At 52.8% G+C, this 12,246-nt stretch carries 13 protein-coding genes; 8 read left to right on the top strand and 5 right to left on the bottom strand.

Features of this window, described 5'->3' with window-relative positions; translation table 11 throughout:
- Positions 1-204: 204 nt before the first annotated feature.
- From AD663_RS05910 to AD663_RS05900, 3 genes are all read left to right on the top strand, one after another.
- Positions 205-468 carry a DUF2790 domain-containing protein gene (locus tag AD663_RS05910; protein WP_003178831.1) on the top strand — a complete coding sequence of 88 codons (264 nt, stop codon included), beginning with the start codon at positions 205-207 and terminating at the stop codon, positions 466-468.
- Positions 469-499: 31 nt separating this feature from the next.
- The gene (locus AD663_RS05905; RefSeq protein ID WP_003178829.1) at positions 500-715 is read left to right on the top strand and encodes a hypothetical protein; all 216 of its coding nucleotides are present in this window, start codon (positions 500-502) and stop codon (positions 713-715) included.
- A gap of 489 nt (positions 716-1,204) precedes the next feature.
- Positions 1,205-2,452: a ribonucleotide-diphosphate reductase subunit beta gene (locus AD663_RS05900; RefSeq protein ID WP_003178826.1), complete on the top strand. Its 1,248-nt coding sequence runs from the start codon at positions 1,205-1,207 to the stop codon at positions 2,450-2,452.
- A gap of 183 nt (positions 2,453-2,635) precedes the next feature.
- On the opposite strand, the gene AD663_RS28195 is transcribed toward AD663_RS05900, so the two are convergent.
- Genes AD663_RS28195 through AD663_RS05895 form a run of 3 tightly spaced genes read right to left on the bottom strand, consistent with a single transcriptional unit; the run spans position 2,636 to position 5,937 of the window.
- Positions 2,636-3,709 (bottom strand): serine/threonine-protein kinase, encoded by a 1,074-nt coding sequence (locus tag AD663_RS28195; protein WP_083455107.1) that lies wholly within the window; start codon positions 3,707-3,709, stop codon positions 2,636-2,638.
- On the bottom strand, positions 3,706-4,788 hold the full coding sequence (locus AD663_RS28190) for a serine/threonine-protein kinase (protein ID WP_083455106.1): 1,083 nt from the start codon (positions 4,786-4,788) through the stop codon (positions 3,706-3,708). The genes AD663_RS28195 and AD663_RS28190 overlap by 4 nt, the downstream gene beginning before the upstream one ends.
- A 3-nt stretch (positions 4,789-4,791) precedes the next feature.
- Positions 4,792-5,937 (bottom strand): PP2C family serine/threonine-protein phosphatase, encoded by a 1,146-nt coding sequence (locus tag AD663_RS05895; protein ID WP_157062706.1) that lies wholly within the window; start codon positions 5,935-5,937, stop codon positions 4,792-4,794.
- A gap of 519 nt (positions 5,938-6,456) precedes the next feature.
- Here AD663_RS05895 and AD663_RS05890 point away from each other — a divergent pair.
- The 3 genes from AD663_RS05890 to AD663_RS05875 all read left to right on the top strand — a co-directional run bounded on the left by AD663_RS05890 (position 6,457) and on the right by AD663_RS05875 (position 8,954).
- Positions 6,457-6,972 (top strand): Bro-N domain-containing protein, encoded by a 516-nt coding sequence (locus tag AD663_RS05890; protein ID WP_053213426.1) that lies wholly within the window; start codon positions 6,457-6,459, stop codon positions 6,970-6,972.
- Positions 6,973-7,158: 186 nt separating this feature from the next.
- Positions 7,159-7,350: a DNA-binding protein gene (locus tag AD663_RS05885; RefSeq protein WP_053213425.1), complete on the top strand. Its 192-nt coding sequence runs from the start codon at positions 7,159-7,161 to the stop codon at positions 7,348-7,350.
- 614 nt (positions 7,351-7,964) lie between these two features.
- Positions 7,965-8,954 carry a hypothetical protein gene (locus AD663_RS05875; RefSeq protein WP_053213424.1) on the top strand — a complete coding sequence of 330 codons (990 nt, stop codon included), beginning with the start codon at positions 7,965-7,967 and terminating at the stop codon, positions 8,952-8,954.
- Positions 8,955-8,959: 5 nt separating this feature from the next.
- Here AD663_RS05875 and AD663_RS05870 read toward each other — a convergent pair whose 3' ends face one another.
- Entirely contained in the window at positions 8,960-9,772 is an 813-nt protein-coding gene (locus tag AD663_RS05870; RefSeq protein WP_003178813.1) for a sulfite exporter TauE/SafE family protein, read from the bottom strand.
- Between the two features lie 111 nt (positions 9,773-9,883).
- On the opposite strand from AD663_RS05870, the gene AD663_RS05865 reads away from it, so the two are divergent.
- Complete coding sequence (locus tag AD663_RS05865; protein WP_003178811.1) at positions 9,884-10,660, top strand: helix-turn-helix domain-containing protein; 777 nt, start codon at positions 9,884-9,886, stop codon at positions 10,658-10,660.
- Between the two features lie 83 nt (positions 10,661-10,743).
- Positions 10,744-11,061, top strand: a complete 318-nt coding sequence (locus AD663_RS05860) for a helix-turn-helix transcriptional regulator (RefSeq protein ID WP_003178809.1) — start codon at positions 10,744-10,746, stop codon at positions 11,059-11,061.
- Positions 11,062-11,079: 18 nt separating this feature from the next.
- Here the strand turns inward: AD663_RS05860 and AD663_RS05855 are convergent, their stop codons facing one another.
- Complete coding sequence (locus AD663_RS05855) at positions 11,080-12,138, bottom strand: MBL fold metallo-hydrolase (RefSeq protein WP_053213423.1); 1,059 nt, start codon at positions 12,136-12,138, stop codon at positions 11,080-11,082.
- Positions 12,139-12,246 lie beyond the last annotated feature (108 nt).

Raw genomic sequence — 12,246 nt, 5'->3', positions numbered from 1 at the left:
ACCAGATCAACCAACAGTGTTTATCAAAACCGAGTCTGTTTACCCCTACCCTCACCTTCTAAAATCCGCCTCGCCAACCGGCAAACACGATTAACGCAACACAGCCCCCACGAAGGCCGTTAATCCAACTTCCAAAACTTGCTCCACACGCAACCCCAAAAAGGTTGCGTGACCCCATTCGACCTCAAAAAAGGTGAAATAAAGATGAAAGCTTTATGGGTTCTGGTCCTCGGCAGTCTTTGCGCAACCGCAATGGCAGACGAGGCCCCGACCGATGTCGCACAGCAAAAGCCAGCCATTGAGGAGTACACCTACTCCACTCACCTGGATATCGCCAAAGTCATCTCCATGAGCGAAATCCCCAATATCTGCGAAGTGGTCCCGGCAAAGATGGAATACGACGACTCCAAAGGCCAACGTCACATCCTGCGCTACAGCATCATGGGCAACGGCTGCTCCAACGGCTGATCAACGTATGAACGAACCAGGAGCAACCACCATGAAAAGCAAACTGTTCTTCGCCTTGACCCTGTCCGTACTGGCCGCCAATAGCTTCGCCGCCGACGGCTTCGATCGCACCGGTTCCGCCGCCGCCATCGATCGCTACAACCTGACGGATGCAGCCACTATCGCCACCGACGGTTTCGACCACAGCGACTCGGCAACCGTCGCCGCCGATGGCAGCGATCGCACCGGCTCAAGCCGTACCGATTGATCAATACTGGCATTTTCCATGGCCCGATTTCGATCGGGCCTGGTTGTGTCTGCAACCGCTGAAAACCCTTCATAAACACAACATGTAGTGCAAAACTGCAAAAAACGCTCGTTTTTTGATCAAAAAAAACGGCCATCCGACTCATGCAAAAAAAATCTTCAACGGCCAAAGCCTTGTAAACCCTCGCTCCCACGCGGATATGCCCTTCGCCACCCCTTCTGTGAGCCATTTCGCCGCAGCACGTAGGCAAAAAAGTCCTTATAATGCCGCCTTAAACGGGCCTGCAATATTCCCTTACAGGGAGTCAAGCCAACCTGAAGCCCACGCAGGGGCCCCTAGCCTCCTCGCGTACACAGCCGCTTCAGGATCGCCCGTACATTTTTCTGTTTATTGCCTGCGTTAGCTGCTGCAACAAACGATTTTCCAAGATCCACCGCGGCCAGTAGGCCTTCATCGGGCATCTGGCCCTCACGCAGGAGACGACACGTCATGCTGAGCTGGGACGAATTCGACAAAGAAGACGGCGAAGTTGCTGTAAAAGGCGCCAACGCCGGCCACGCTTCTGAAGCCAACATGGACCGCCTCGACAGCGCCGGCGGTGCCGCTGCTCTTGAAGCCCGGGCCGTGACGGCCAGCGACTCGGCCGCGATCATTCGCGCCAAGGCCGCCCTCGACAAACTCGACGTCGCCGAAGGCCTCGCCGAACTCGAAGGCGCCGCCGCCCGTGTCGCCGTCGATGAAAAGCGCATGATCAACTGCCGCGCCGACCTCAACCAGCTCGTGCCATTCAAATACGACTGGGCCTGGCAGAAGTACCTGGACGGCTGCGCAAACCACTGGATGCCGCAAGAAGTCAACATGACCGCCGACATCGCCCTCTGGAAAGACCCGGAAGGTCTGACCGACGACGAACGCCGCATCGTGATGCGCAACCTGGGCTTCTTCTCCACCGCCGATTCCCTGGTTGCCAACAACCTGGTCCTGGCCGTGTACCGCCTGATTACCAACCCGGAATGCCGCCAATACATCCTGCGCCAGGCGTTCGAAGAGGCGATCCATACCCACGCCTACCAGTACTGCATCGAATCGCTGGCCATGGATGAAGGCGAAATCTTCAACATGTACCACGAGATCCCATCGGTCGCGAAAAAAGCCGCCTGGGGCCTGAAATACACCCGTTCGATCTCCGATCCGAAGTTCGAAACCGGCACCCCGGACACCGACAAAGAGTTGCTGCGCAACCTGATCGCTTATTACTGCGTCCTGGAAGGCATCTTCTTCTACTGCGGCTTCACCCAGATCCTCTCCATGGGCCGCCGCAACAAAATGACCGGCGTCGCCGAGCAGTTCCAGTACATCCTGCGCGACGAATCCATGCACCTGAACTTCGGCATCGACGTGATCAACCAGATCAAAATCGAAAACCCACACCTGTGGGATGCCGAGATGAAGGAAGAAGCGACCCAGATGATCCTGCAAGGGACCCAGCTGGAAATCGAATACGCCCGCGACACCATGCCTCGCGGCGTGTTGGGGATGAATGCGGCGATGATGGAGGACTACCTCAAGTTCATCGCTAACCGTCGTCTGTCGCAGATTGGTCTTAAGGAAGAGTATCCAGGCACGACTAACCCGTTCCCTTGGATGAGCGAGATCATGGACTTGAAGAAAGAGAAGAATTTCTTTGAGACGCGAGTGATTGAGTATCAGACGGGTGGGGCTTTGAGCTGGGATTGATTCAGCTAGCTAAACTCACAGAGATTTTAAACACAAATAAAAAGCCCTGAGATATTCAGGGCTTTTTATTTGTACAAAAACTCATAACAATTACCAACTCACTCACACCCACTCTAAAACAGCAATACAATATGAAAGCAGAAACAACAAATAAATCTCGTCGCCTATCCAGCTCACCACAAACTAATTATCAACAATTACTACTGGGTGAGCTCTATCCGCCCCACCGCCAGCATATGAGGAAAACAAAACTCTCGAACCATCCACGATTGGCTTAGGCCCATACACACTTGACTTATGAAAAAAAACCCTTTGGCGATTAGAGTTAATATAGCCCCAAGCTTGATAGTTGAACTCACCAATAACGCCCTCGACACGAGTACTCCTCGCATAGCATAGCTGACCACATGACATTACCAGATCGTCCGCCGTAGGTCTTGCGCCTGGATCTTTATTCATGCATGCATTTGCAATATTTAACAAATCATTCGCAAGAGGACTGAATTGTGGATTATTCAAAACAAACACCGGAATCGCCGATGGAGGATCCCGAAGAATACGCATTACCGCCTTTAATCCGCTACCGAACGGTAGTTGCCCCGTAACGAGCTGAAAGATCATTGCGCCGATTGACCAAACATCAGCTGACGGCCCCACTTCTCTAGGCCTTTCGATTGCTTCAGGCGCCATGTAAGGTAAAGCACCTACTGCCGTCTGTGAGGTTGTTAGGGTCGAGTCACCACCTTCGGCAGCGTCAATAAGCTCCTCATCGGCCATTTTAGCAATGCCAAAATCGGTAATTTTAATATCAGTTAAAGAATACCCCCCACCTATCATTATATTCGTAGGTTTTAGATCCCGGTGCACTACATTCGCATGATGAGCAGCTGCCAATCCTTTAGCCAAATAATGAAATATCCTCGCAGCAAGATAAGGATCGATAAAAGAGTTATTGGTCAGCAATGCTACCTGTAGATCAGCCCCCGCGACATACTCCTCAATCAAATACCTATTATCTCCATCACGAATATAGTCTAGTGTTTTCGCTACGTTATGATGATTTACTTTAGCTGCAACAACTGCGCTACGCTTAAACCTTTTAGTAGCAGAACTATTCTTAGGAGTCTTTAGGGCAACATCTCGAAGCATGACCAAATCGGTCGCTTTATAAACGTATTGCATGCCTCCCTGCCCTATAAATTCTGTAATCTCGTATCGCCCACCAATTACATCTCCCTGACGGTGAGGACCAATCATAAAACTATCTCCGGATGTGAAAGATCAAAGGTTATAAATGCACGATTAAAACTCTCTCGCTGAGAGTTCCCTAACCCAACGACACAGCTTCCAGGTAGCTCATCACCTGTGGCTACAGCGGCGTTATTTATAAAAACCTCACCAGAAACCTTAACCACCTTAAACTGCAGCCCATCGTACTCAATCATTACATTTCCAATATTATTAATGGTTCCTCTCTCATTTAATTTAAGCGTAATCGTACGCTGCCTTGCCCCAAGATATTTAGCTTGACCTTTATATACAACCAACGCCTGGTGCATATCATATAATATGTGTCTCGCCAGCTCATCACGCACCACTGTAATAGGCGGCCTTGCAGTCGGATCAGGGTGTAAACATTGATTCAGCACATCTACAAGTGCCGGAGCGATATAAAATGATAAGCTTGAAAAAAAATCAGAATTCTCAACACGACTATATGAGTGCACTAATTCTTTTGGCAATCTTCCAAGCCCTAAAAAAAGCGCTGTCGCACCAAACGCATAGACATCCACCGCACTTGTAAACTCAGCAGAATGATGATAAAGCTCTGGCGCGGCAAATCCATGAGTACCAATGAACCCTAAAGTGCACGCCTCTGGCCCGTCGTTTCTCGCCAAGCCAAAATCAAAAATTTTTATCACACCCTCAGGATCAGTTTTAATATTATTCGGCTTGATATCTCGATGAATAACTCCCACATCATGAATATCACTAATGCCAGAGGCAATCTGCCATAAATCCTTATAAAAACTATTTGTTGACTGCCTTTTACCTTCCAAGGACTCAAATAAATCCATGCCGTCAATGTACTCTTGGACTATTCCCAATCCGCGTCCATTGATCTCTAGAAAATCATATACCTGAACAACATGCTTTGAGCGAACCTGCATCAATGCCGCCAGTTCATCAAGCATTCTTCTATGATCGGATTTATTGTTGATAATTTTAATAGCTACAGTTCTTTCCAACACCAAGTCATTACAAAAAATTACTGTACCCATCCCTCCCTCTGAGGAGTCCCCTAACTCTTTATAACGCTCCGGCAGATGAAGCATAGACTAGTCCTTACCTGGAAAAGAAATTTTTAGCTGCGGCGGTGTCTTCTCAATATTTTTTTCAGGATTATTTTTGCTTTCGCGATAATCGGCGTCAGCTTCAATATCTACATATCTTTCCTTTAAAACTTTATCCCACGAAGAAGGAAGAGCTTTTTTACCTACACTTAAGTTCTTTGGCTTTGTTTTGGCTCGACTCTTTGACTTACCTTCTTTTACATCCTTTACTTCACTCTCGCCCACCCGAGCATATTTTTTTTCAAAATGCTTCTCTTCGAAGAAAAACTGCAGATCCCCAAATGAGTCCCAAACCTCACAAACACCCCGCCCTGCAAATTCATCTTGAAAAAATAAACTTTCGCTCATAGCAAACATTACGGCACTACAGTTATCTTTTCCTCCGCACCATTTAGAAACATCTACCAACCGCTTTAAGCAAGCACCTGCATCGGGAGCATTGAGAGCAATATCTTGCAAGATTTTCTCATCAAGATAATGAACCCCATCCGTGGTCACAAGAAAATGATTAGCATCACTAAAACCAAAAAGTGAATAGTGCGGTTCCAATTCCTCCCCCATTCCGACAAACTGCAAAAGCTCTGAGCGATTTTTCAAGCCGCCAAATTTGTCGCCCAACTGCCCGGAGATAGTATCATCAGTTGTAAACTGCAATATACCACTATCCCGCACTCCATATATTCTACTATCCCCAACATTCAACCAAATACAATTCCCACTCGCATTAATGAGTAAAGCAGAAAGTGTCGCCCCTCCCCTACCTCCATATAAATCATAAACTGCTCTATTTGCATCCAGAGCAGACTCAATAATGCCCTCATCGAACCTTATACCCTCCCTACTTCGCACCATAAATGATGTAAAGAATGCAGCAAGAGTCGTTGCGGCACAGATGCCTCCAGACTGCATCCCTCCCATGCCATCACTAACCGCAACGAGCGTATACGTTTCTCCGCTGAAATCAGTAACGCGCATTATTGCTGCACGGTCTTGATTCTCCTCTCTAGAAGTTCCTATATCTGACGCTATGGCTCCTGCTATAGCTGACAAGCGTCGAACTCCACCTAAAGGGGTTTTCCGAAGAAACCATGCTTTTAGCCTATCAAAGCTTGTATATGATTCGACTCTCATGTTTCCCACTCAAATCTTAAAAATAGAAAAGCTGTTAACCACTACCGACTTCTACTATCACGCATAACCACAACTGTTATCGAAAAAAGTAAAAAAATTGTAAGGAAATCATAGTGCCATCAAGGCTTGCCAAGCCAACCCTACAACCAATTTAAGCATTTCACAATGCTATTCCCTTGACCATCGTAGTGTATTTCTCTAGCCTTCGCTCTGAGCCTAAGAAACTCGAAAACCAGAGCGGTTCTCCGCACCCGACAGTCATGCGGCTTTTTTTCGTCTGCGGATTTCCAACGCCTACGAAAAATTCCCCGTTAGGTCGGGAGTGGGCGAATACAAGACCCGAAAGGGGAATATGTCCGGCCCGTCTCTGGTGGGTTTCTTAGCTCCCGACACCCTTAACGAATGCCCTAAGAAAGCAGCCAGAGGTAAAGGATATGCCTGTAAATCTAACCTTCACGATGAAGGTAACCAGCCCCACCCGCTCGTCAGCTCATGCACAGCCGCTTCTGGAGGTCTGTCATGTCTGATCCGCTGATTCCGACTCAATTTATTCGACACAATATTCATCTGCATGCCCTCTTGGTTGAAAATCAGGCTTGGTTCAGCGCCTCCGACTTGGGACGCTTGATGAGCAAGCACCTCGATGAGCGCATGACCCGCAAGCTTGACCCTGACCAGCGTCGGATGATGCTCGTGCATATCCACGGTTTGACCGAAGAACGTCTGATGCTGAGCGAGTCGGGCGTTTATGCGTTGCTGGTTTATCATTACTGCCCTGAGTATCGGTTGCTGCGTGAGTGGATCACGCATCAGGTGGTGCCTACGCTGCGGGATGAACGCTGCTCACATAAGGTGGAGCGTCCTACGTTGAGCGTGTTGGATTGGCCGAAGATGTCGCTCTGCATGCTGCACTGGCAGGATGAGCCATGGATTCGTTTGCGGGATATGCCGGCGGTGTTGGTGGATGATCCGTTTAATCAGCATGAATCCTGGTGGCGGAAAGCGTCGCGGTTTTGCGGGGGTTTTGACTGTTGATGAGATGCCGTCGTCCGTGTTCGGGCGGCGGTTTTTTGTTGGCAATACGAATTGGGGCTGCTGCGCAGCCCAGCGGGGATAAATCCCCTCGCCACAATTTAGCGGCGGGCTTCATTACTGTGTTTTTTAAGATCACGAGCAGGCTCCCGTTGAGTTGCTCAAGAACGAGATTTTTGGAGATGTGCCATGGCTGAAAAATACAAAAGTGAAGCTTTCGAATCGATTCACAACTCGGCTGAAGCGCTGCTGAAGATCGGCGCTATCGACACGGCCACTATGCGGGAGTTCGACAAAGCCTGCATTGCTGAGCTGCCTGCTGAAACCTCAAATCAGGAAAATTCGTCCGAACTCACGGCCGCCCCTCAAAACCCTCGATGATGTCCCCGGGGGTGCGGTCAAAATCCGCCGACATCCGAATCTTCCCCTTCAACCGACCTGGCTTGCGCATCTGAGGCGTATCAGCATGAGGTAGCAGATCCAGAGGAGGCTTATCGGCCTTAGTGATCATCACCCTGTCGCCCTGCCATGCACGCGTACCTACGGATTTTGCGTCATCACTCATTCGATCCCCCTTGTCATCAACCTTGGCCTTCGCAATGCCTCACAGCGTAAGCAACGCTCGCTTCAGAAGCAGGCTTGTCCAACATAGTCGGAACTATAATTCCGATTGTCGTGGCTCACCCCTCCACTTCCGGCAATATAGTTCCGGTTATGCACGTGCGTGGTGAAGCGAGTTGTAATTGCGACGCTGTCGTCTGTGTTCGGGCAGTGGTTTTTGTTGGTGATATTGAAATGGGGGCTGCTGCGCAGCCCAGCGGGAGCAAGCTCCCTCGCCACAGGATCGGAGTCGTGCTGGAAGAATATCAGCAACGTCTCGGGCCTTGTCCATGGTCGGCACTGCTACATATTTACTTTGAGCTGAAAACAGTCAGTGCAACCCACCCCGCCTCCCGCTATTAATACCCTTCCCCACTCAAGGACCCGAGCCCCTCATGAAATTCGACCTCGCCTACTGCCGCAGCCTCGACGACAAGCTGTCGATCTATGACGTGCGCGATTTGAATTTCGACGAGACGGTGGCGTTCGATTCAGCGAAAGAACAGTTCCAATGCCCCAACGACGACTGCCGGGCAGCATTTGATGCGGCGAATGTGTTGGGGACGTTCAACGCCAAGAATGTGAACTACGTGCGTACGCCGCATTTCAAGAACATCCCCAGCACGCGGCATGTCGAGGGTTGTCCTTATGTCAGCCTGAAAGCACCGGCGTCGGGCCTGGAAGTGGATGGTGCGGAATCGGATGACGGTCGGGAGGAACATTTCCCTTCGGAGCTGTTGCTGGTTCGACGTGAATACGTGCGTAAGCCGTCCAGCCCGGCGGTGGACGCGGACGTGTTGCGTGATGAGCGAGTGCCTTCGATCGCCAGGCATGACGAGCACCCGAGCCGTGATTCGGCGCCCGACAAGACCCATGTCTTCGCCCATCCGGTGGAGTGCTTCGTGTCGAACTTCGCGGACAAGGATCTGCTCAAGCGCATGCCACTGAAGATTGGCGAGCACACGGCGCCCTACTGTTCTTTCTTCAAGAAAATCGAGTTCTTGCAGGACAACAAAGGGCTGATTTATTGGGGCAAGATCAAGAAAATCGAGGACTATCACAGCGCCAGTTTTCGCATCGATTTCGAACAGAAGGTCTGGGTCAAGCAACCGAGCGAGACAAAGAAGAAGCCTTACTCGGTCAACGTTTACCTGAGCAAGAAGCTGATCGACAACTACCGCAAGCGCAAAGCGTTTCTGGCAGAGATCAAGCACGCCATCGAGAGTGACGCGCCGTTGTATTGCTTCTTTTATGGCGTGACGCCGAAGTTGAAGCAGGTGCCGAGCAAGAAAAACCCCGAGCAGACGTTCGGGGTATTCAGTGCCAATATCGAGAACCTGGACCACTTCATTATCCGGGAAGCGCCGGGGTTGGCGGGTCAATAACGCCCCTACCCCAGCAACATCCCCCCCATCACCACCATCAACAACCCCACATACACTCGCGCATGCAGGCGATCCGGTATCCGCCCGATCCACGGCGTTGCCAGGCGAATACCCAGTAACGCGCCGAGTATGAGTGCAACAAAGGCCAGTAGGTCGACGTAACCGACAAACCATGGGCCGAAGTCTGTGTCAGTGAAGCTGGCCAAGGCCATGTAGGTAAAGGTGCCGGCCAGGGCGACGGGGACGCTCAACGGGTTGGCCATGGAGGTGGCCTGGGACATGTTCAAGCCACACCGGCGCAACAGCGGCACGGTCATGACACTTCCACCGACACCCAGGAATGTGGCAATGATTCCGACAGCAGTACCACCGAACGTCGTCTCCATTGTCGACAATGACCGTGGGATGGCATCGCTGGCGCGTGTCAGAAAACCTCGCCGCAGCAGGCAATCCAAAATGGTCAGGCCCAAGTAGGCAATGAAGGCGTAGCGGATAATCTCGCCGCTCATCCAGGTGGCGGCCGTTGCGCCGAGGGTCGCGCCCAGGGCGATGAAGCCGCCGAATGGCCACAAGTAATGACGAAGCAGTTGTCCGGCGCGGTGATGTTTTCGAGTGGCAACCAGGGCGTTGACGATCATGACGCAGGTGGAAGTGGCCACGGCGATGTGCATCGCCGATTCTCCGATAACGTCACCTGCGTGGCTTGAAACCAGCAGGCGATAGATCAAGGGCACCACGACAAAGCCGCCGCCGAATCCAAACAGCACGGCGGTGACGCCACTCAGGCAGCCGAAACAGGCGAGCAAAACGTAGAACATCTAGGAAAGTCCGAGGAATGGAGGCGTCCACGATAGGGAAACGAGGGCTGGCCTGCTGTAGCAAGTCGGACAATACTGTTCGCGTTCACGCCAATCTCGAGTCACCCTTCAATGCGCAACACTTCGATCGATTTATTGGATGCGACGCCCAGGGCCGTCGTCGCCATTGGTACCGATTACCCTCACGGACATTTACTGCCGCTGCACCATCACCGCCGGGCACAGTTGCTGTATGGCGCCACGGGTGTGATGCAAGTCAGCACCACGAACGGTAATTGGGTGGTACCACCGCAACGGGCAGTGTGGATTCCGCCCGGGGTCGACCATGAGGTGCTGATGGTGGGCGTCAGCACGCGAAGCCTGTATATCGAACCGGCCGCCGTGACGGGCATGGACGATCGTTGCCAGGTCATCAATGTCTCGCCCCTGATGCGCCACTTGCTGCTGGAGGCTGTGGAGCTTGCGCCGGACTATGACGAGGCTGGACGGGACGGCGCGTTGATTAATCTGCTGCTGCACGAATTGTCGCGCAGCGCCCATTTACCGCTGCACCTACCACTGCCCAAGGACCCGCGCCTCTTATCGCTGTGCCAAGCATTCCTCAAGCATCCCGACGCCCATGTTTCACCCGCGCAATGGGCCGCGCAGTTGCCTGTCAGCCTGCGTTCGTTCAATCGGCTGTTCAGCCGACAAACCACGCTGAGCTTCAGTCAATGGCGACAACGGGCGTGCGTGATGTCGGCGCTGCCACGCTTGGCTGAGGGGGACTCGGTGACCCGCATTGCCCTGGACCTGGGCTATGACAGTCCCGCAGCGTTTTCCACCATGTTTCGCCGGGTGCTGGGTCAAGCTCCTAGCGCCTGGCAGGAAGGGACCGCTGGGCATTGATCAAAAAAATGAGATTGATCCGGATTCAAAACAACTGTACAAAAACACAGTATTTTTGAATTCAACAGCTTTGGAGAACTCCCATGGCCTCTCTCGCAATCAAGACCACCCTGCAACGCATCGCTGTGTATCAATTCACCCCCGCCCATAGTGCGCAAGCCCGCGCCATGCTGGGCTGGAGTGTCGAGGAGTTATCGCGTCAATCCGGCGTCTCGGTCCAGGCCATCCGGCGTTTCGAAGCCGGAGGCCAATTGCTCGACGTGACGCGCCTGGCCCTGGCCTTTCGGCTGGAATCCGAAGGCCTGGTGTTCTTTCCCGGCTTCGCCCCGGGGCGTGGGATGAACATCAAGGGCGCCACGCCGGACCCAATGGAGCGGGCGGACTACGCCATGATCGAATGATGGGCATTGCTTCCGTTGTCAGGCCACGCCGGTCTGGTTCTGATAGGCCGAGGCCTCTACATCCAGCCACCAGGCCCGGCCACGTTGCGGCTGGCTCAGGGTGAATGCCTGGCCCATCTGCGGCGTGGTGATGGATACGCTGCGCTCCCACGCCAAGGCCAGGATGCGATCGAAGGGTTCATACCAGGCGTGCATCGCCAGGTCGAACGTACCGTTGTGGATCGGCAGCAGCCAGCGGCCCTTGAGGTCGATATGAGCCTGCAGGGTTTGCTCCGGCTGCATGTGGACATGGGGCCAATCGACGTTATAGGCACCGGTTTCCATCAGCGTCAGGTCGAAAGGTCCGTACTGCTCGCCGATGCGTTTGAAGCCATCAAAATAACCCGTGTCGCCGCTGAAGAAGATCCGCGTGCCGCCGTCGATCATGACCCAGGAGGCCCATAGCGTGCTGTTGCTATCGAACAGACCGCGACCGGAAAAGTGCTGCGACGGCGTGGCAACGAACTCGATACCGTCCACCTCGGTGCCTTGCCACCAATCCAGTTGGCGCACCTTGTTGGCCTCGATGCCCCATTTGACCAAGGTGTCACCCACGCCAAGCGGCGCCAGGAAATACTGGGTCTTGGCGGAAAGCTTGAGGATGGCCTGGTGATCGAGGTGGTCGTAATGATCATGGGAAAGGATCACCGCTTCGATCGGCGGCAAGTCTTCCAGGCTGATAGGCGGCTGATGGAAACGCTTGGGACCGGCCCATTGTACGGGCGAAGCGCGTTCGGAGAACACCGGGTCGGTCAGCCAGAATTTGTCCCGTAACTTGAGCAGCACGGTGGAGTGACCGAGGCGGAATACGCTGTGGTTCGGCGCGGCCAGCAACGCGGCGTGCGTCAACGGCTGAACATCGATAGCGCCCGCAGGCCGGGTGCTGCGCGGTTTGTGGAAGATCATGTTCCAGATGATACGCAGGGTCTTGCCGAACCCTTCCCGCGGTGTGTAGGCGCGATTGCGGTACTTGCCCTGTTCGTGCCGGGACGAATGATCGGCAGGTGGGTTGTCGGTCGAAAAAGAAGGAATGCTCATGGTGCGATAGCTCCAAGGACGTTGTCGCAATTGCGCTTCGCCGTGGTGGGACGCTGGATGGCCGTTGCATGCACGCTTAGCCGTTCGCTCGTGAAGTACACCACTCGG

It is taken from the genome of Pseudomonas sp. Q12-87 (assembly GCF_001269755.1).
In the GTDB taxonomy this organism is placed as follows: Bacteria; Pseudomonadota; Gammaproteobacteria; order Pseudomonadales; family Pseudomonadaceae; genus Aquipseudomonas; species Aquipseudomonas fluorescens_S.
The sequence above is the reverse complement of the archived record's forward strand: the minus strand, read 5'-3'. Positions and strand labels throughout refer to the sequence as shown.